The sequence below is a fragment of the Methylomonas sp. 2BW1-5-20 genome, assembly GCF_052474515.1.
The window spans coordinates 4,138,979-4,156,311 of the sequence record NZ_CP184127.1; the positions used below are offsets into that span (position 1 = coordinate 4,138,979).

The following is a 17,333-nucleotide window of genomic DNA, read 5'->3' on the forward strand; positions in this document are numbered from 1 at the left end:
CGATGCGTTTATCCGCGGATGATTTATTTTTACTCGGTCAGTGCGCGATCTCGGCCGCTTGTCAGGCCGGGCATCTTATTGCCGAATACTCGCAACGGTCGGTTGCGGTAAACACCAAAGACGGCGGCGGCAGTTTGGCCGCCCAGGTGGTGACGGAAGTGGATCATTTGAGCCAGCAGATCATTATGCAGGTTTTGCAGCCGACCTGCGGCATGTTCGATTTGGCGCTGTTGTCGGAAGAAAGCCCGGATGACCGCCGGCGTTTGCATAAGGATTTTTTCTGGAGCGTCGATCCTTTGGACGGCACCTTACCCTTTATCGAAGCGGTGCCCGGCTATTCGGTGTCGATCGCCTTGGTTTCCAAAGCGGGTATGCCGCTTATCGGCGTGATTTACGATTCGCTGACCCAAACTCTGTACCACGCCATTAACGGACAAGGCGCTTGGCGTAATCATCGTGCCTTGGCTCGTCCGGCTCCACCGTCGGCGGCGCAGACGCTGGTTTTAATCTCCGATAAAAGCTTCGCTCAAGACCCGCTTTATCAGCCCCTGCAGGCCGAGGCGGCGTGCATTGCCGCCGATTTGGGTTATGCCGGCGCAGAGATAAAATTACAAGGCGGTGCGGCCATGAATGCTTGTCAAGTGCTGGACAAGCCGCCGGCCTGCTATTTTAAATTTCCCAAATCACAGTTGGGAGGTGGCAGCATCTGGGATTATGCGGCTACCAGCTGCCTGTTTCAGGAAGTCGGCGCTGTGGTCAGCGATATTCACGGCGAGCCGCTGGAATTAAATCCCGCCGGCTCCACCTATATGAACCATTGCGGCGTGTTGTATTGCGCCGACCGCGCGATGGCTGCGCGGATGATATTGGCATACCAGAGACTGATACAAAGCGGGCGTGCCTAATATCAGCGGGGCGGCGATGCTAGGCTCTCCCGGCGCAGTATTCGGCCTTACGCGGCACACCCCAGCGATAGCCGGACAATTCTACGTTTGAGCGGATGGCCGGTAGTTCGCGCAAGGCTTGCCAGACCTTTCGTTGAAAAGTGGTGCCCCAATGTCCAGCGGTAACTCCAGACCGATAGCCGGCGCTTCGACAAACTCGGCGACTTGGCTAAGCCATTGGCCGAAGATACTATCGTCTATCGCTTCGGCTTGCGGGAAGCGATCTCGCAAGGTCTTGGCTAAATCGCGGGAATCGTCGCTCAAAGCAATCGCGCGGATGCCGATGTCGCTGGCTGCCAGCAGAATCGAGCCTAGAGAACATTCGCCTAACGCGAAGCGAATAGGCGTATGGCGATAGTCCGGCGTATTTCGGACATTTGCCAAACGCATCTAATCTTCCAAATTTCGCACAAAAGTGTAACTGCCGGCGTTTTGTTTCATCCGATACAAGGCCGCTGGCCGGCCGCCTTCCGAGCGTTTTTCGCCGGTGTCTATCAACAGCTCCGCTTGTTCTATGCGCCGGCGAAAGGATTTTTTCTGCAAGCTTTTGCCGATCAACACTTCGTGCAAATGCTGGAGCTCCGGCAGCGTAAAGCTTTCCGGCAGCGCATAAGCCGGCACGATCGAATACAGCGCTTTTTGCCGCATGCGCTCCCTGGCCAAATCGATGATGATTTGGTGATCGAAAGCCAAATCCATCCGGCTGACTGCATCCACCGCCAGCCATTGCGCATCGGCCACGCCGGCAACATGCGCCGCGCAGGCTCGATAGGCCATCAATGCCGTGTAAGCGATTGTCACCGACCAGCCGCGCCGGTCGCGTTCGGCATTGCCTATGCTTTGCAGTTGTTCCAGATACGGCGGTTCGATGCCGGTTTTCTCTTGCAGTTTGCGCCGCACCGTATCTTCCAGGGTTTGGTCTTGCCGCAAATCGACAAAGCCGCCCGGCAGGCCCCATTTTCCGAGCTCAGGATGGGTGGAGCGCTGTACCAGCAATACTTTCAAACAGTCTTCGTGATAAGTAAACAACACCGCATCCACGCTGAGCAGCGGGCTGTCGTAGCGGCGCTTATCGTATTCGGCTAAAAACTGGTCTTCGTCCATCGTATCCGGGGCGATTTTTAAAAACGGGCATTGTCGCAAATATTGGTGTCTTTTTGTCACTTATAAGCTTGACATATTAATGTCTATAAGTCACTATTTGCCTTAAGTGACTTTACGACACAAATAGGAGCAATACCATGTTAGGCATACAATATTTCAAAGCGGACTCTTCAACCTTTGTTATCAAAACCGTGAACGGCAAGGTGCGGAAAACCGGCAAGGGCTTGAGTTTTTTCTACAACGCGGCCACCGCCTCCATCGCGGCGGTGCCGGTCAGTGCCCAGGAAGCGCCGTTTATTTTCAAGCTGCTGACCGCCGATTTTCAGGCGGTTACCGTACAAGGCCAAATCGCCTATCGGGTGGCGGCGCCGGAAACCATGGCCGACATGCTGAATTTCAGCCTGAAAAGCGATGGCATCAGTTATGTTTCGGAAGATCCGTTGAAGCTGTCGGATCGGGTAATTCGCGTCGTGCAATCCATCGTGCAAAATAAAGTCCAAACCACCGGTCTGCGAGAGGCCTTGAAACTGGGGCAAAGCTTGGTTGCCATACTGCGCGAGCAACTGACCGCGGATTCGCCGTTGGCGGCATTGGGCATAGCCTTGCTGGATGTTTCGATCAGCGCCGTGCAACCGACTCCGGAAACCGCCCGGGCCCTGGAAGCGGAAGCGCGAGAGTCGATTTTGAAAGAAGCCGACGACGCCATTTACGACCGGCGTAAATCCGCGGTTGAACAGGAGCGCACGATCAAGGAAGCCGAACTGCAAACCGAATTGTCGGTGCAGCAAAAAGAGCAGGAGATAGAGGAATCGCGGATTCTGAACCAACGCAGCATTCAGCGCGGCAAGGTCGAAACCGAACGCGAGCGATTACAAGCCGAGATCGCCGCCGAAACCCAACGCAAGGAGCTGGTGACTTTGCACAGCGAGAATAGCCGTCAGCAAGCCGATGCGGAAGCCTATGCGATTAGCGAACGCATGAAGGCGTTTAGGGAGTTGCCGGTGGAAAACCTCAAGGCCATGGCCTTGGCGCAAATGGACCCGCAACAATTACTGGCGCTGGCCTTCGAATCCTTGGCGCAAAACGCCGGCAAAATCGGTGAATTGAACATCGCGCCTGATTTGTTCGGGCAAATGCTGAAAAGGGCGGGGCAGGCATGAGCGGCAGTTTGCAATACCGGTTCATTCTGGTGACGCGTAAAACCCGGCTGCAGGAGCTGATCGAACGTTTCAATACCTGGCCGCAAGCCCGCTTTTACCTGGAGCACAATCAGGTCGATGCCCAGGATTATCTGGACGAACACGATCTGTATCAAAGCCGCTTGCAAGAAGCGGAACGGATTTTGAAAGCCTTGGGCCGCTTTCAATTGCTGGAACGCCGCCTGTTGCCCAATTACCAGTTCTCACCGGCGGATATTGTGGTGACCGTCGGTCAGGACGGACTGGTAGCCAACACCCTGAAATATCTGGATGGGCAGCCGGTGATCGCCATTAACCCCGATCCCGGGCGCTGGGACGGCAAACTGCTGCCGTTCGAAATTGGCGATTTATCCGCCGCGGTGACGCGCACGGTGGCCGGTAAATCGGCTTGTAAAACCATCAGTTTCGCCGAAGCCAAAACCAACGACGGTCAACGTATGCTGGCGGTGAACGATTTGTTCATCGGTCCGAGAAGCCACACTTCGGCGCGTTACCTGCTGTCGTGGGACGGTCGCCGGGAAATCCAATCGTCGTCGGGCATTATTGTCTCCACCGGCTTCGGCTCGACCGGCTGGTTTCAATCCATCCTGGCCGGAGCGATGAGCGTGGCCGGCAGCGATTCTCACCCGCTCAAAGACGGTTTTGCCTGGCAGGAAAGACGTTTACAATTTACCGTGCGCGAACCGTTTCCGAGCCGGACCACCGGCGTTAACCTGGTATTCGGCGCGATCACTCCCGAAACGCCGCTGACCCTGGAGTCGCAGATGCCGGAAAACGGCGTGATTTTCTCCGACGGCATCGAAACCGATTTTCTGGCGTTCAATTCCGGCACCGTGGCAACGATAGGTTTGGCCGCGACCCAAGGCCAATTGATCGTTTAACCATATTGGTTATTTGCGTTGAACAGATGCAATATTTACCGATAATCCGCAACCGGAGCGTTTATGCAGTATGTGCTGATAATTCATGAAGTCGAATCTTATCCGGCCTGGAAGGTGGTATTCGATCAAGCAGCGGCGATGAGAAAAAACGCCGGAGAGATTAGCTACCAGTTACTGCGCCACGACCGCGATGCGAATAATATTGTGCATTTTTCGCAATGGTCCTCGCTGGCGCATGCGCGGCAATTTTTTGAGTCGCCGGAATTGGTGGAAATCAGGAAGACTGCCGGAGTAAAAGCGCCGGAGTTTATTTATCTGCAGCAGATCGAGAGCGGCGTGCTGTAATTGCAAACAAGCTGGCTTTTGGTGAGACTTTAGCCCGTTTGGGTTCCCGTTCCCCGCTACTCAGTTTGCGGGGTAAGGCGTTACGGGAACCGAATGGCGATTGCCGGCGCATCGATTGCTTAATTGGATGCGGTTTTTGACGCGTGGCGTTATAGATTTAGGTTAATGCCGTTCAACGGATATTTAATTTTTATTAAATTTATAAACGTCGCCGAATTTGCCTTTCAAGGTCATGGATTTATCGCCTTTTTCCAGCAGCGAAAATATGTCGAATTTATCCGATCTACCCAAAATGGCTATTTTCAATTTGCCGCCTTCTATTTCATAAGCCACCGGCGACTGGTCGTAAAACGTGCCTTCACGCGGGATGTGGGTGATGGTGACCTTGCCGTCTTTGAAAGTCCAGGTGTCTTCGCGCTTGATAGTTTCCGCGGTGTTAACGGACTTTTTGGTATATTCCAACTTCCAACTGCCTTGCACTTCTTCGTTGGATTGCAGCGGCACCTCCGCAAAACTTAGGCCGGAAAATACCGATAGGCCCAACAAAGCAGCGGCTAAATTTATTTTTTTCATAGTCCTCTCCCGTTTGTAAATGAGGAGAAAGTCATTCTACGCTCAGGCAGGGGCAAAGTATCTTTAATTTATTGGGGTAATTCGGGAAGGTTTAAAACAACGGCTGTCAGTATCCCCCGCTCGGTTTGAGCCCACTAAGATTTTTAAAACATCGTTACCCGATACGGGTTATTCGAACGCGGCGATTACCTCGCTTTCCAGTTTGCCGGCTTCGATCCAGGCTTTTACCGCCGGGCAATCCAGAACCGTGTCTACGTAAGCTTGGGCATCTTTATTCGTTTCCAGCAGATAACTGTGGAAACGTAAGGCTACCGGTGCAAACATCGCGTCGGCTATCGTAAAGCGCCCGAATAACCACGGTCCGCTGTTGCGGTTTTGCTGCCGGTATTGCTGCCAGATATGACTGATACGATCGACATCCGGATGCACCGCCTCCGGTAGCGGTTTCGTCGCCGGTATCCGCTTGCAATTCATGCCGCAATAAGTGCGCAACGCGGTAAAGCCGGAATGCATTTCGGCCGATATCGAGCGGGCGGCGGCGCGTTCCGCAAAATCGTCCGGCCAACCTTGGGTTTGCGGAAAGCGCTCGGCTAAATATTCCAGAATAGCCAGCGAATCCCAAACCTTGAGTTCGCCGTCCAATAACAACGGCACTTTCCCGGTTGGCGAATATTGCAGCAATCTGTCTTTCGAATCTTCTCTATATAACGGGATTCTAATTTCAGAGAATTCGATGTCGTGAAATTTCAAAAACAACCAAGGCCGCAACGACCAGGAAGAATAGTTTTTATTACCGATAACCAAGGATAAACTCATGAGTTGAAACTCCTATGCGCAACTAGGGTGCTATTCCGAAAAAAGTGCCGGTCAGATTTAGCCGCTGACTATAGCCGTATAGCGTCGCCGGCTTCAAGCCCTAGTTAAAAAATGCATATTATCGGGCTCGGCAGCGAGCACGGAGAAATTTAGTCTATCTTTGACTGGTAGGTTCAGAGATACCGAATGCGTCGAAGGCGCGTTTCGGTAGTTTTCTGGGGACAGTTATGATCGTCGATCCGGACGGGATGCGCAGATTCTCAGTTTCCTAAGCAAGATGTGCAGCCCATCATTCAAGCCGCTTTGAAAAACATAGGAGAGATTATGAATTCGATATTTGTGGGAGGCGCTTTCGCCGCGTCGCTACTTATGAGTACCTCGCCGCTAGCGCAAGACGTTTGGCAAAAAATCAATGTCGAGCCCGGTCAATACACAGTTAAATTGGGCGACCAACAAAAGGTAATTGCGCCAAGTTGCGCGTTCGGACAGCCGTATTCGTTTTATATCAAGCCGGGTAAGATCGATAGGGTTGTGATGTACTTCAATGGCGGCGGTGCCTGTTGGGACTATGGCACTTGCGCAATTCAGCCTAATCAGACGCCGGTATACGTGCCCACGACCGATGTCGCCAACAATCCCAATGAGATGCAGGGCATTTTGAACATGGATGATCCGGACAATCCCTACAAAAACTGGACAGCGGTGTTCCTGCCTTATTGTACCGGCGACGTGTTTACCGGCTCCAAGCAGGCGGTTTATCAAAATCCGGCGGATCTAAATGCGCAGTTGCCGATTCAGCATCGAGGCTTCGACAATTTTGCCTACGTATTGAAGTATTTGAAACAACAGCGCCGAAATTTGTTCGGTTGGAACAATGGCGACTATCAGCCGGCCAAAATCTTGGTGGCTGGATCCAGCGCCGGTTCCTACGGCGCGGTATTGAATTATCCCTGGATCAAGAAAGAACTGGGTAAGGAAGCCAAGGTATCCTTGGTCAGCGACGGCGGGGTTGGTGTGATCACCGATGGCTTTGTCAACACGGCTTTGTTTGGGGCCAATTCCAGTTGGAACATCGCTCAAAACCTGCATCCGGTATTTAGCCATTTGGCGCCGGTGGATGCCGCGCACTTCTTACCCAAGGTAATCGGTACTTTGGCGACTCGCTACGAGAGCGAGAAGTTTGGTCAATACACCAATGCTTATGACGCAGTGCAAACCCTGTTTTTGAATATCATGGAAGTTAGCGACGGCAGCAGACCGCCACAAGCGCTCTACGATTTTTCCGACATACCGGCCTGGAGCGACAGGATGTGGCGCATCACCGGCGGTTTGAAACAGGCATTCCCCCGGAATTACCGGCGTTACGTCGATCCGGGCTGCAATCATACGGTGTTTCGTTATGACGAGTTTTATACTTCGAATTTGAATACTGCCGCAGGGGTAAACATCAGCTTTATCGATTGGTTAAAAGGCATGACCAGCGACAACACGGACGGTTGGAAAAATCTGAGCTGTACTCCAGGGGTAAATTGCGGCGAAGCGCAATTGACTTCTACCGGCATCCAAACTTGTCTGGGCCGCAGCTTCGGCCCATAGTTCCGGCTTTTGCCGGATGATTGACGCGTTCCCGAGCAACATGTTCGGGAACGCTTTTTAACAGCATTGCTCGCCGATATCCTCAAACCAAATTTTCGGCGACTGCTCAATGAAGCGGCCCATCAGCGCGATACATTCTGCGTCGTTCAATTCCACGATCTTCACGCCGGCTTCTCTTAGCCAATCCAAATGGCCGGTAAAATTGACCGACTCGCCAATCACCACCGTACCGATATTGAATTGCCGAATCAATCCCGAGCAATACCAGCAGGGTGCCAGGGTGGTTACCAGGATTTTGTCGCGATAACTGATTTGCCGGCCGGCTTTGCGGAAAGCGTCGGTTTCGCCGTGTACCGATGGATCGTTGTCTTGCACGCGGCGGTTGCGGCCACGACTTAATAACTTGCCGTCAGCATCAAACAAGGCCGCGCCGACCGGCACGCCGCCTTCATCAAAGCCGGTTTGCGCTTCGGCCAACGCCACGGCCAGCATCTCGTGATAGTTCATCGCATATCCTAAATTCGATTGGGCATGGTCGAAAATCCCTTATTAGGGTTTTAAATTTAGCACCCTCGCCAGCTGGAAAGGGCTGGGGTGAGGAGAATACGATAAGGAAAAGCCTTTTTGATTCCCCCTCATTCGCCTTCTCTCTGAGAAAGAAGGAACGGTCCATCTTATAAATAAGCCAGCACAATACCAACAAACACCGCCAAACCAAACCAGTTATTGTTCAAAAAGGCCTTGAAACAGCTGGGTTTGTCGAAATGAAAAATCAGTTTCTGCTGGTAAACCGCCAGACCGGCGGCAATCGCCAAACCGGCATAATACGGCCAACTCAGTTGTTGCATTACGCCGACCGTAATCAGCAAGCCCATAATGACGACTTGCAGACCTGCCGTAATTTCTCGCACTCGCTTGCCGAATAGAATCGCAGTGGATTTCACGCCGATCTTCAAGTCATCGTCGATATCGACCATCGCGTACATGGTGTCGTACACCAGCGCCCACAGAAGTACCGCCAAATACAAAATCCAACCCACCGTTGGAATTTCGTTGGTTTGTGCCGCAAACGCCATCGGCACCGCAAAACCAAACGCCGCGCCCAGATAAGCCTGCGGCAGATGGGTAAAACGTTTCATGAACGGATAACTGGCGGCCAGAAACGCGCCGATGAACGACAAAGCGATCGTGTACCAATTCATCAGCAACACCAGACTGAACGCGGTCAGACATAACGCCGCAAACACGATCAGCGCTTCCGTTGGCGTGACCTTGCCGGCAGCAATCGGCCGTAGCTTGGTTCTATCGACATACGGATCGAAATCCTTGTCAGCGTAATCGTTGATCACGCAACCGGCTGCGCGCATCAACACCACGCCCAGCGTAAACACGATCAACACCAACAAATCCGGCTTGCCGTTACCGGCGATCCACAAGGCCCAAAGCGTCGGCCATAGCAAAATGAAAATGCCGATGGGTTTATCGAAACGGGCCAGGAGCCAGTATTGGTGGAGGCGGTCGGTGAGGTATTGCATAGCGGAGGAATGTTTTATTTTGGGATTAGTCGAGTTTTGAGAATTTAATATTCATTAAAGTGATGATAAAAATTAAGCTATTCCACATATTTGAACAAATTCTTTGCCGAATAAAGTCGGTTTAACTAGGGAGTAAATTTCACAACCGTTATAAGTGCTTTCCCGATTAATTAGGCCAAGTCTAAACATATTAGCTAGTGCAATTTCTATATCCTTCGGAGGTCTTAAGTTTTCACACTGAGATGGTTGAGTTAATTCCAAAGACGGAAAATTTGTTGTCCATACACCAATGTTCCAAATATCTTCAAAATTAAATGAATATAATTTTCTTAATATATCTATTTCAAGGCCGCTTAGATTTTGTAGAACGTCGATATACGTTCTTTTTATGGTTAACTTGAAACTTTTATCTGCAGAATTCGCTAATATTTGAGCATATATATCTTGGATCTCATCATCATCTTCGATGCTTCCTGCTTCAAGTATAGGAATCACCAACTTTAAGGGCACCGGTATCGTGGGACAATTTATGCTGCGATTTTTCAAAAATTCATTCGCTCTATCTAAGAGCCTAATTTTTCTTTCCCATCTTGAATATTTAAGTTTGTCTTCAAAGATTCCTATTGCCTGTTCTAATGAGCCTCCAATAAGCATCGATAAATAACCGCCCGCTTTTTCAAGTGCGTTAATTCCTTGATGGGTAGTTTTTGCAATTTCTTGTATAGCTTTGGCTTCTTCTTCGTTCATTGCGATTTGGGTGTGATTAATTAATATGCTTGATTGAACTACTTGAAAAGCATGAGTTATCTAAAGTGTTTTCAGGGCGTAATTTTTTCAATAGTGTTAATGCTTTGAATTAGATAGTTAATTTCGATGCAGCCCATATCAGCATTTCCTCGTTATCGAACATTGCACTCCCGACCTGATTTTGTACCTAGCTGCCAGTTTTATCCTTAATCGTCTGAATAATCGCCGTCGTAGAATGCCCCTCGATAAACGACAAAATTTTCACCTCGCCGCCGTTGGCCAGCACGCTTTCATGACCGGCTATGCTGGTAATGTCTTTGTAGTCGCCGCCTTTGACCAGGATGTCGGGTAATAATTGGTCGATGACTTCCTTAGGGGTGTCTTGTTCGAATTCCACCACCCAATCCACGCATTCCAGCGCCGCCAGCATTTCCATCCGGTGATCCAGTTTGTTGACAGGGCGTTCGGGGCCTTTCAAGCGTTGCACCGAGGCGTCGCTGTTGACCAACACCACTAGGCGGTCGCCCAGGGTTTTCGCTTGTTGTAGATAGCGGACGTGGCCGGGATGCAGGATGTCGAAACAGCCGTTGGTGGCGACGATTTTTTCGCCGTTTTGCTTGGCAGCGGCGCGCTCGGCCAGCAATTCCGGCAAGGTGCATACACCTTTTCGATGGGCGCGGGGGCCTTGCAGTGCGGTGGCCAGTTCGTCGGTATTGACGGTGGCGGTGCCCATTTTGCCGACCACGATGCCGGCGCCGATGTTGGCAAGTTGCGTGGCTTCGGCCAGCGATTTTTTTGCGGCTAGGCTGGCGGCCAGCACGGAGATTACCGTGTCGCCTGCGCCGGTGACATCGAATACTTCACGGGCGTGAGTCGGCAGGTGTAAAGGTTCGGCGTCTTTGCTTAGCAAGGTCATGCCATTTTCACCCCGCGTAACCAGCAAGGCTTGCAAGTCCAGTTCGTTTAGCAAATTCACGCCGCGCTCGACAATTTGCTGTTGCTCGGCGCAACGGCCAACCACCGCTTCAAACTCGCTGAGGTTGGGGGTAATCAGAGTGGCTTGCCGATAAATCGAAAAATCGCTGCCTTTCGGGTCGACCAAGACCGGCTTGTTCAGTTGTTTGGCCAAGCGGATGAATTGCTGTACCTGGCTTAAGGTGCCTTTGCCGTAATCGGACAGGACGATGACTTGCGATTGCATCATCTCGGCGTGATACAGGTGTAGTAGCGCATCGCTATCGACTTGCTGGAAGCCATCTTCAAAATCCAGCCGGATCAGTTGCTGATGGCGGCTCATCACCCGCAATTTGGTAATGGTCGGATAACCCGGCACCGCCTGAAACAGGCACAAAACCTTGGCCTGTTGCAGTAATTGTTTCAAAGCCGTCGCGGCTTCGTCCTCGCCGGTAAAACCCAGCAAGGATACTTTTGCCCCCAGCGCGGCGATGTTTAAAGCCACGTTGCCCGCACCGCCGGCGCGTTGTTCGTCTTGTTTGACGTGTACCACCGGTACCGGTGCTTCCGGCGAAATTCGCGAGGTGGCGCCGTGCCAGTAGCGGTCCAGCATCAGGTCGCCGACCACCAGCACGCGGGCGGTTGAATAGTTGGGTAATTGCATGGCTTTGGGGGCTTATCCGTGATTCGAAGGGTGCTATTATAGCCGCAACCCGTCATGATTAAGGTGCAAACCATGAGCGTAAAAATCTACCATAACCCGCGTTGCGGCAAATCCCGCGACACCTTGAAACTACTGGAAGCGCAAGGCGTTACGCCGGAAGTAGTCGAATACCTTAAATCCCCGCCCACCGCCGCTGAATTGCAGGACATTCTGACCAAACTCAACATCAAGCCGCGCGAATTGATGCGCACCAAGGAGCCGGAATACAAGGAAAATGGACTGGACGATAAATCCCTGAGCGACGCAGATTTGATCGAAGCGATGATCAGAATCCCCAAATTGATCGAACGGCCCATCGTATTGAAGGACGGCAAAGCTGCCATCGGCCGGCCGCCGGAAAACGTGTTGGCGATACTTTGATGGCGAAAATCCTGATCCTGTATTACAGCCGCGATGGCAGCACGATGCGGATGGCGCAGCAGATCGGCCGGGGCGTGGAATCGGTGGCCGGTGCGGAAGCGGTGTTGCGTACGGTGCCGGAAGTGTCTGCGGTGTGCGAGAAAATCGCCGACAGCATTCCGGATGCCGGCGCGCCTTATGCAAGCTTGCAAGACCTTGAAACCTGCGATGGCTTGGCGCTGGGTAGCCCCACGCATTTCGGCAATATGGCGGCGTCGTTAAAACACTTTCTGGATGGCACGACCGCGTTGTGGTTCTCCGGCGCTTTGTCCGGCAAGCCCGCCGGCGTATTTACTTCCACCGGCAGCATGCACGGCGGTCAGGAAACCACGCTGTTATCGATGATGCTGCCTTTGATGCATCACGGTATGATGTTGATGAGTCTGCCGTGCAACGAAATCGCGCTGCGCGAAACAGTCAGCGGCGGCACGCCGTATGGGCCTAGCCATGTCGCCGATACCGATGCCGAACTCACCGAGCATGAAAAACGTTTATGTTGGGTGTTAGGCGAGCGTTTGGCTAAGGCGGCGCTGGCTTTGCGAGCGTCAATGTAGGACGGATTTTGCTTTAGGTTTGATCGTAGGCCCGTTGCAGTGTGGCGATGTCGATTTTGGTCATTTGCAGCATGGCCTGCATCACCCGCCCTGCTTTTGCCGGATCGGGATCGCTCAGTAATTCGATCAGCGCATTCGGCACGATTTGCCAGGTCACGCCGAATTTATCGTCCAGCCAGGCACATTGATGTTCTTTCCCGCCTTCTGAAAGTTTCTGCCAATAGTGGTCCACTTCCGCCTGAGTTTCGCAATGCACGACAAACGAAATCGCCGGCGAGAATTGGTAGACCGGTCCGCCGTTGAGCGCGGTGAAAACTTGTCCGTTCAGCTCGAAACTGGCCGTCATCACGCTGCCCTTCGGCCCCGGTCCGGCGTCGCCGTAGCGGTTGACACTCAAGACTTTGGAGTCTTTAAAGATAGACAGGTAAAAATTCATCGCCTCTTCGGCTTGGTCGTCGAACCATAAAAATGGGGTGATTTTGGGCATGGTGTTTACTCGGTAAGTTATAAAAAGTACTGACCGGTTTACAGGCTGGCTACCAGCTCGACCAGTTGATCCGTGGCCTTGCCCCAGCCTTCGTGAAAGCCCATTTCTTCGTGGGTTTGCCGATCTGCCGCGCTCCAATGCAACACGCGAGCGGTGTAACGAGTCTTGCCGTCTTCAGGCGCAAACGTGATGATGCCGGTCATGAAGGGTTTGGCGGAGGGTTCCCATGTGCTGGTGTAGGCGTCGGTGAACACCAAACGCTCGTTTGGCACAACTTCAAGATAGATACCTTGGTTGGGAAACTCCTGGCCTTCCGGGCTGCGCATCACGATGATGCTGGTGCCGCCGGCTCTGACATCGAGTTCGGCGGAAGCTACGCTCCAGGGCTTCGGACAAAACCATTGCTTGAGCAGTGCCGGTTCGGTCCAGGCCCTAAAGAGTTTTTCGGGTGGCGCATCGATCAAACGCGTCAGCACCAGTTCCCGCGATTCAGCTGTTTGTTCCTTTGGATTCATGGCTTTTCCTCTGTCATTGAAATAGATGATTACTTTTCGGCAATCGCTTTTAGCTCGGCCAAACTTTCCTCGAATTTCCCGCCTATCATCTTGTCCATGCTGAACACTAGGCTCATTACTTTGGAAATGTACGGACTGGGGCCGAAGATCGCCTGCGTGACGTGGGTCGAGTTACCCTCGGCTTGCAGAACAAATTCCAAGGTGTTTTGCGCCGGAAACGGTTTGATGAAATCCATGCGGATGGTTATTTTCGCGGGCGGCGTCGCCTCAAGAATTTCCATGCGCCCCTGGCCTATTTCCTGGTTGCCTTCCCATTCATAAATTGCGCCCGGCCCGCTGGCAACGCCGCTGTATGTCCGCTGCATGCCGGGGTCCACTTTTTCCCAGGCCGACCAGATCTGCATGCTGTGCAAATCGTTGATCAACGGAAAAATCGTTTCCGGGGTGGCTTTAATTGTGATTGAGCGTTGTACGCAGAACGTGTCGGGTTTAGTCGCCGCATAAATAAGTATGCAGGCGATGACTACGGCCAAAATAATTAGTATGGTTTTGATCATCGTATTTTCCTCGATAGTGCAATAGCCCCAAGAGATTATGTTTTGCGCCGATACTGCGCCGTCATGAATAGCTGCCATTGGCCATCATCGTCGAGCAAATACGAAGTCAGTAGGCGTTGCTGCGGACTCTGTAGGGTGATTACGTCGCGCTGCTTGACCAACTTGCCTTCACTAACGCAACACGGACCTTCGGTATTTAGCGTTAGCACCGTGCCGTTAGCGTCCAGCGCGCCGTCGTAAATCCAGAGATGGGTCATCATCGAGCCTACCCAAGTGCCTACAAAGCGATGCTGCCGCGCGTCGTAACCCAATGTCAGCAACATATTCGCGGTGCCGCCGCCCGGCATTTCGCCGCTACCCTCGCACAATAGCCACAATCCACCCAAGCTGCGCACACTCTCGGAACCTTCGAATTTCTCGGGCGGCTGGCCTGGCTCCGTTACGCATTCGGACACATAAGTCCATTCGCCAATCAGTTGTTGTAGCCATTCGTGTTCTTTCTGCAGTTCAATTTTCATTGCTTGCTCCTGTCTCGGTTGCGTTTTTTAGGAGGGCAGGCCCGGAATCTCGATCAGCGGCCGCACTTCGACGGTGCCCTTGCGCACCATCGGAATCTGTTCGGCGATAGCGATGGCGGCATCCAGATCCTGGGCCTCGACCAGATAGTAGCCACCCAGCTGTTCGCGGGTTTCCGCGAACGGGCCGTCGGTGACGAAGCGTTTGCCGTCGCGCACCCGCACGCTGGTAGCCATGGTTGTAGGCTGCAACGGACTGGCGGCCAGGTATTGGCCGTCGGCTTTGAGTTTGTGTGCGAGTTGGGTGGACTCGATATAACAGGCTTGCCGCTCCGTTTCGTCCAGGCTGTGCTCTTCAAGATAAATCAGTAACATATATTTCATTCAGTTTGTCTTTTTAAAATATTGATAGAAAGCCCAGTAGCCGATGTTATTCCGATGTACCGGTCGCCGCTTGCTCCGCGAAGAATGCAGCCATACGGCTGGGCATTTCACTAGGATCGACATCTTCGACATGCGTGGCTATCAACCATTGATGACCGAACGGATCGCTCACCGCGCCCATGCGGTCGCCCCAGAACTGATTGGTGGGTGGCATGGTTTGGGTGGCACCGACCTTTATCGCGGCGGCAAACACCGTATCAACATCCGCGACGTACAAGAACAGCTTGACCGGTGTGCCGCCCAGAGTTTTCGGCGAATGATCGGTACAGTGCGGGTTTTCGTCGGCGAGCATAAATATTGAATCGCCGATCTTGAATTCGGCGTGGGCGATGTTGCCGTCCGGCGTATTCAAGCGGGACAGTTCGCTGGCCGCGAAGGCTTGTTTATAAAACTCCAGCGCCTGAGCCGCGCCTTGCACCACTAGATAAGGGGTAAGCGTGTGGTAGCCGTCGGGTATGGGTTTAATGGTGGTCATGGGGTTTTCCTCGTTTGGGGTTGAGTACTGATAACTATGGCTTGCATCCTTAGTCGAACGGCGATTGCTTAAATCGACAACGCATCAAAATTTTTTGCCGTGCAAGTTAGGCTGGGTTGAGATTAACCCAGACCCAGCGCTTCCAGGGTTTTTGGATCTTCCGCTACCGGCCGGATTTCCACGCAACCCAACTTCGCTCCGGGTATCCGCGCGGCCACCTGGATGGCTTCGTTCAGATCGTTGGCTTCGATTAGGTAATAGCCGCCGAGTTGTTCCTTGGTTTCCGCGAACGGGCCGTCAGTGATGCTCACTTTACCGCCGCGCACCCGCAGCGTGATGGCGGCATTGGCCGGCAGCAGCCGATTGCAGCTCAGGTAATGGCCGCTTTCGCGAATCGCTTCGGTAAATTCGGTGTATTCGTCAAAATGTTTGGCTGCCGCGTCATTCGACATCCCTTCCATCACAGTTTCGGCGCAAATCAGGCATAGGTATTTCATGGTGAACTCCAGGGTAAAGTGATGTTTTTACCGCTTAGTCGTTTAGGAGCAAGCGATTTCGACAGGGACATCAACGAAGCGGAAAAAAATTATGTTCCGTGCCGGACGAAACGACCGAGCGAGACGCGCTAACGACAGAGAATTCGAAAATCCAGGTCGGTTTTGTGGGGATGGTACCCCCCAAGGAGTTGCGGAAAAATTCCTGCATAAAACGCACCGTTTGCAGGCTGTGGTATGATTCGGCAAGATGCGGTTTTATGGGCAAAATTCGCTAAAGAGAGCTGTATCTTGAATGATTGTAGACAGTCGGAGATTGTTTGATTGCAAGGCGAGTCATCTGCAAAGGCAAAGTTTAGTTGCGATGGAGTGCTATAATGGGTTAACGTCCTTTTGGGATTTATCCTTCGGAATCAATAACTATCCGCAGGATGTTGAATTGGGAGATTATGGATGCAGAGACATAATGAAGAAAATCAGGGCAATGAGCACGATCAGGTGGAGCTGTCTCGACGCAGCTTTTTCGGTCGTCTGGCGGTAGGAGCTGTTTTATCGATAGCGATGCCAGGCATAGCCCACGCAGCAAAAAGTACCGCCGTAAAAGCGGATAAAAACCATCGATTGGCACAGTCGACCAGAAGCGCGGTGCGCTTACCCAAGCATGGTGCCGATCAGAAAACCAAAGCAGTTCGTCAAATCGCCAAAGTCGGTAAAACCGCTGGCGGCAACAACTACAAAGTCGCTACTGCGGAGCATGGGCGCTTGCAGGCGGCTCATGCGGATTATCATACGCAACACTCTCGGGTGCGGGATGTGTATACGGGTAAAAAGCAGTCTATCCATACCGCGTCCCATCATGTCGGACAGCATCACCATGGCGGTAGAGTGCAGTCGATTATGCAGCCGGCTCCCAGAGAACCGATTTTCGATACCTTGCAAGAACCGTTGTTTCTGGCCGATCGCGGCCGTTTCGCCACTCATCGCGCGTTGGCATTTCAAAATCCGCATACCGGGGATAAGCTGAATCTTACGTATTTTGAAAGAGGACGTTATTTAAGCGATGCGTTGGATGAGATTAGTTTTTTGCTGCGCGACCACCGTACTGACGACGTACATCCGATTGATCCGGAACTTTTGGATCAATTACACGATTTGAAGCAGATGCTGGGCTTACATCAGCCGTTTGACGTGATCTGCGGTTATCGTTCACCTTTAACCAATGCCAAGCTGCATGCCGAACATACCGGTGTGGCCAATAACAGCTTTCACATGCACGGGCGAGCCGTGGATATTCGTATCGAGCGTTTCGATCTGCGGCGGATTCACAATGCGGCGCTGGCCATGCACCGCGGCGGGGTGGGTTATTATCCAAGTTCCAACTTTATCCATTTGGATACCGGTACTTTTAGAACCTGGAGTTTGTAGAAATTACCAGCCACAAAAAAAAGCGCCTAACAGGCGCTTTTTTTATGCTT

23 protein-coding genes are annotated in these 17,333 nt (G+C 52.3%); 8 read left to right on the plus strand and 15 right to left on the minus strand.

The window, feature by feature from the left end; genetic code table 11:
• The first annotated feature begins 2 nt into the window (after window positions 1–2).
• On the plus strand, window positions 3–905 hold the full coding sequence (locus tag ACH50O_RS19080; protein WP_446809331.1) for a 3'(2'),5'-bisphosphate nucleotidase CysQ family protein: 903 nt from the start codon (window positions 3–5) through the stop codon (window positions 903–905).
• 81 nt (window positions 906–986) lie between these two features.
• Here the strand turns inward: ACH50O_RS19080 and ACH50O_RS19085 are convergent, their stop codons facing one another.
• Both ACH50O_RS19085 and ACH50O_RS19090 read right to left on the minus strand, forming a co-directional pair.
• Window positions 987–1,334 carry a hypothetical protein gene (locus ACH50O_RS19085; RefSeq protein ID WP_446809332.1) on the minus strand — a complete coding sequence of 116 codons (348 nt, stop codon included), beginning with the start codon at window positions 1,332–1,334 and terminating at the stop codon, window positions 987–989.
• A complete protein-coding gene (locus ACH50O_RS19090) occupies window positions 1,335–2,108 on the minus strand; it encodes an NUDIX hydrolase (protein WP_446809333.1) in 774 nt (257 codons plus the stop codon). It lies immediately after the preceding gene.
• A 77-nt stretch (window positions 2,109–2,185) separates the two neighbouring features.
• Between ACH50O_RS19090 and ACH50O_RS19095 the strand changes: the two genes are divergently transcribed.
• The 3 genes from ACH50O_RS19095 (at window position 2,186) to ACH50O_RS19105 (ending at window position 4,473) form a co-directional block, all read left to right on the plus strand.
• A complete protein-coding gene (locus ACH50O_RS19095; protein WP_446809334.1) occupies window positions 2,186–3,208 on the plus strand; it encodes an SPFH domain-containing protein in 1,023 nt (340 codons plus the stop codon).
• Window positions 3,205–4,128, plus strand: coding sequence for a sugar kinase (locus tag ACH50O_RS19100; protein WP_446809335.1), 924 nt, complete (start codon window positions 3,205–3,207; stop codon window positions 4,126–4,128). The genes ACH50O_RS19095 and ACH50O_RS19100 overlap by 4 nt, the downstream gene beginning before the upstream one ends.
• A gap of 63 nt (window positions 4,129–4,191) precedes the next feature.
• Window positions 4,192–4,473 carry an antibiotic biosynthesis monooxygenase gene (locus tag ACH50O_RS19105; RefSeq protein WP_446809336.1) on the plus strand — a complete coding sequence of 94 codons (282 nt, stop codon included), beginning with the start codon at window positions 4,192–4,194 and terminating at the stop codon, window positions 4,471–4,473.
• Window positions 4,474–4,656: 183 nt separating this feature from the next.
• Here ACH50O_RS19105 and ACH50O_RS19110 read toward each other — a convergent pair whose 3' ends face one another.
• Window positions 4,657–5,046 carry a lipocalin family protein gene (locus ACH50O_RS19110; protein ID WP_446809337.1) on the minus strand — a complete coding sequence of 130 codons (390 nt, stop codon included), beginning with the start codon at window positions 5,044–5,046 and terminating at the stop codon, window positions 4,657–4,659.
• A 168-nt stretch (window positions 5,047–5,214) separates the two neighbouring features.
• Window positions 5,215–5,862, minus strand: a complete 648-nt coding sequence (locus ACH50O_RS19115; RefSeq protein ID WP_446809338.1) for a glutathione S-transferase family protein — start codon at window positions 5,860–5,862, stop codon at window positions 5,215–5,217.
• A gap of 324 nt (window positions 5,863–6,186) precedes the next feature.
• Between ACH50O_RS19115 and ACH50O_RS19120 the strand changes: the two genes are divergently transcribed.
• Window positions 6,187–7,458 (plus strand): pectin acetylesterase-family hydrolase, encoded by a 1,272-nt coding sequence (locus tag ACH50O_RS19120; RefSeq protein ID WP_446809339.1) that lies wholly within the window; start codon window positions 6,187–6,189, stop codon window positions 7,456–7,458.
• Between the two features lie 57 nt (window positions 7,459–7,515).
• On the opposite strand, the gene ACH50O_RS19125 is transcribed toward ACH50O_RS19120, so the two are convergent.
• The 4 genes from ACH50O_RS19125 to hldE all read right to left on the minus strand — a co-directional run bounded on the left by ACH50O_RS19125 (window position 7,516) and on the right by hldE (window position 11,358).
• Window positions 7,516–7,965, minus strand: coding sequence for a nucleoside deaminase (locus ACH50O_RS19125; protein WP_446809340.1), 450 nt, complete (start codon window positions 7,963–7,965; stop codon window positions 7,516–7,518).
• 167 nt (window positions 7,966–8,132) lie between these two features.
• A complete protein-coding gene (gene ubiA / locus ACH50O_RS19130; RefSeq protein ID WP_446809341.1) occupies window positions 8,133–8,993 on the minus strand; it encodes a 4-hydroxybenzoate octaprenyltransferase in 861 nt (286 codons plus the stop codon).
• Window positions 8,994–9,065: 72 nt separating this feature from the next.
• Window positions 9,066–9,740 carry an Abi-alpha family protein gene (locus ACH50O_RS19135; RefSeq protein ID WP_446809342.1) on the minus strand — a complete coding sequence of 225 codons (675 nt, stop codon included), beginning with the start codon at window positions 9,738–9,740 and terminating at the stop codon, window positions 9,066–9,068.
• 187 nt (window positions 9,741–9,927) lie between these two features.
• Window positions 9,928–11,358, minus strand: a complete 1,431-nt coding sequence (gene hldE / locus ACH50O_RS19140) for a bifunctional D-glycero-beta-D-manno-heptose-7-phosphate kinase/D-glycero-beta-D-manno-heptose 1-phosphate adenylyltransferase HldE (protein ID WP_446809343.1) — start codon at window positions 11,356–11,358, stop codon at window positions 9,928–9,930.
• A 72-nt stretch (window positions 11,359–11,430) separates the two neighbouring features.
• On the opposite strand from hldE, the gene arsC reads away from it, so the two are divergent.
• Together arsC and wrbA are read left to right on the plus strand one after the other, a co-directional pair.
• Window positions 11,431–11,778: an arsenate reductase (glutaredoxin) gene (arsC, locus tag ACH50O_RS19145; protein WP_064037348.1), complete on the plus strand. Its 348-nt coding sequence runs from the start codon at window positions 11,431–11,433 to the stop codon at window positions 11,776–11,778.
• A complete protein-coding gene (gene wrbA, locus ACH50O_RS19150) occupies window positions 11,778–12,371 on the plus strand; it encodes an NAD(P)H:quinone oxidoreductase (RefSeq protein WP_446809344.1) in 594 nt (197 codons plus the stop codon). The genes arsC and wrbA overlap by 1 nt, the downstream gene beginning before the upstream one ends.
• A gap of 13 nt (window positions 12,372–12,384) precedes the next feature.
• On the opposite strand, the gene ACH50O_RS19155 is transcribed toward wrbA, so the two are convergent.
• The 7 genes from ACH50O_RS19155 to ACH50O_RS19185 form a co-directional block, all read right to left on the minus strand.
• The gene (locus tag ACH50O_RS19155; protein WP_446809345.1) at window positions 12,385–12,858 is read right to left on the minus strand and encodes a VOC family protein; all 474 of its coding nucleotides are present in this window, start codon (window positions 12,856–12,858) and stop codon (window positions 12,385–12,387) included.
• Window positions 12,859–12,896: 38 nt separating this feature from the next.
• Window positions 12,897–13,373, minus strand: a complete 477-nt coding sequence (locus ACH50O_RS19160) for an SRPBCC family protein (protein ID WP_446809346.1) — start codon at window positions 13,371–13,373, stop codon at window positions 12,897–12,899.
• Window positions 13,374–13,402: 29 nt separating this feature from the next.
• Window positions 13,403–13,930, minus strand: coding sequence for an SRPBCC family protein (locus tag ACH50O_RS19165; RefSeq protein ID WP_446809347.1), 528 nt, complete (start codon window positions 13,928–13,930; stop codon window positions 13,403–13,405).
• A gap of 35 nt (window positions 13,931–13,965) precedes the next feature.
• Entirely contained in the window at window positions 13,966–14,448 is a 483-nt protein-coding gene (locus ACH50O_RS19170) for a DUF1579 domain-containing protein (protein WP_446809348.1), read from the minus strand.
• 27 nt (window positions 14,449–14,475) lie between these two features.
• The gene (locus ACH50O_RS19175; RefSeq protein ID WP_446809349.1) at window positions 14,476–14,829 is read right to left on the minus strand and encodes a YciI family protein; all 354 of its coding nucleotides are present in this window, start codon (window positions 14,827–14,829) and stop codon (window positions 14,476–14,478) included.
• A gap of 46 nt (window positions 14,830–14,875) precedes the next feature.
• Window positions 14,876–15,364 (minus strand): VOC family protein, encoded by a 489-nt coding sequence (locus ACH50O_RS19180; RefSeq protein ID WP_446809350.1) that lies wholly within the window; start codon window positions 15,362–15,364, stop codon window positions 14,876–14,878.
• A 122-nt stretch (window positions 15,365–15,486) separates the two neighbouring features.
• On the minus strand, window positions 15,487–15,861 hold the full coding sequence (locus ACH50O_RS19185; protein ID WP_446809351.1) for a YciI family protein: 375 nt from the start codon (window positions 15,859–15,861) through the stop codon (window positions 15,487–15,489).
• 450 nt (window positions 15,862–16,311) lie between these two features.
• On the opposite strand from ACH50O_RS19185, the gene ACH50O_RS19190 reads away from it, so the two are divergent.
• The gene (locus ACH50O_RS19190) at window positions 16,312–17,283 is read left to right on the plus strand and encodes a YcbK family protein (RefSeq protein WP_446809352.1); all 972 of its coding nucleotides are present in this window, start codon (window positions 16,312–16,314) and stop codon (window positions 17,281–17,283) included.
• The last annotated feature ends 50 nt before the right edge of the window (window positions 17,284–17,333 follow it).

Excerpts from the sequence above, each read along its gene's own strand:
- ACH50O_RS19080 (WP_446809331.1), top strand. The coding sequence starts at position 3 with ATGCGTTTATCCGCGGATGATTTATTTTTACTCGGTCAGTGCGCGATC.
- ACH50O_RS19085 (WP_446809332.1), bottom strand. The coding sequence starts at position 1,334 with ATGCGTTTGGCAAATGTCCGAAATACGCCGGACTATCGCCATACGCCT.
- ACH50O_RS19095 (WP_446809334.1), top strand. The coding sequence starts at position 2,186 with ATGTTAGGCATACAATATTTCAAAGCGGACTCTTCAACCTTTGTTATC.
- ACH50O_RS19100 (WP_446809335.1), top strand. The coding sequence starts at position 3,205 with ATGAGCGGCAGTTTGCAATACCGGTTCATTCTGGTGACGCGTAAAACC.
- ACH50O_RS19105 (WP_446809336.1), top strand. The coding sequence starts at position 4,192 with ATGCAGTATGTGCTGATAATTCATGAAGTCGAATCTTATCCGGCCTGG.
- ACH50O_RS19110 (WP_446809337.1), bottom strand. The coding sequence starts at position 5,046 with ATGAAAAAAATAAATTTAGCCGCTGCTTTGTTGGGCCTATCGGTATTT.
- ACH50O_RS19115 (WP_446809338.1), bottom strand. The coding sequence starts at position 5,862 with ATGAGTTTATCCTTGGTTATCGGTAATAAAAACTATTCTTCCTGGTCG.
- ACH50O_RS19120 (WP_446809339.1), top strand. The coding sequence starts at position 6,187 with ATGAATTCGATATTTGTGGGAGGCGCTTTCGCCGCGTCGCTACTTATG.
- ACH50O_RS19125 (WP_446809340.1), bottom strand. The coding sequence starts at position 7,965 with ATGAACTATCACGAGATGCTGGCCGTGGCGTTGGCCGAAGCGCAAACC.
- ubiA (WP_446809341.1), bottom strand. The coding sequence starts at position 8,993 with ATGCAATACCTCACCGACCGCCTCCACCAATACTGGCTCCTGGCCCGT.
- ACH50O_RS19135 (WP_446809342.1), bottom strand. The coding sequence starts at position 9,740 with ATGAACGAAGAAGAAGCCAAAGCTATACAAGAAATTGCAAAAACTACC.
- hldE (WP_446809343.1), bottom strand. The coding sequence starts at position 11,358 with ATGCAATTACCCAACTATTCAACCGCCCGCGTGCTGGTGGTCGGCGAC.
- arsC (WP_064037348.1), top strand. The coding sequence starts at position 11,431 with ATGAGCGTAAAAATCTACCATAACCCGCGTTGCGGCAAATCCCGCGAC.
- wrbA (WP_446809344.1), top strand. The coding sequence starts at position 11,778 with ATGGCGAAAATCCTGATCCTGTATTACAGCCGCGATGGCAGCACGATG.
- ACH50O_RS19155 (WP_446809345.1), bottom strand. The coding sequence starts at position 12,858 with ATGCCCAAAATCACCCCATTTTTATGGTTCGACGACCAAGCCGAAGAG.
- ACH50O_RS19160 (WP_446809346.1), bottom strand. The coding sequence starts at position 13,373 with ATGAATCCAAAGGAACAAACAGCTGAATCGCGGGAACTGGTGCTGACG.
- ACH50O_RS19165 (WP_446809347.1), bottom strand. The coding sequence starts at position 13,930 with ATGATCAAAACCATACTAATTATTTTGGCCGTAGTCATCGCCTGCATA.
- ACH50O_RS19170 (WP_446809348.1), bottom strand. The coding sequence starts at position 14,448 with ATGAAAATTGAACTGCAGAAAGAACACGAATGGCTACAACAACTGATT.
- ACH50O_RS19175 (WP_446809349.1), bottom strand. The coding sequence starts at position 14,829 with ATGAAATATATGTTACTGATTTATCTTGAAGAGCACAGCCTGGACGAA.
- ACH50O_RS19180 (WP_446809350.1), bottom strand. The coding sequence starts at position 15,364 with ATGACCACCATTAAACCCATACCCGACGGCTACCACACGCTTACCCCT.
- ACH50O_RS19185 (WP_446809351.1), bottom strand. The coding sequence starts at position 15,861 with ATGAAATACCTATGCCTGATTTGCGCCGAAACTGTGATGGAAGGGATG.
- ACH50O_RS19190 (WP_446809352.1), top strand. The coding sequence starts at position 16,312 with ATGCAGAGACATAATGAAGAAAATCAGGGCAATGAGCACGATCAGGTG.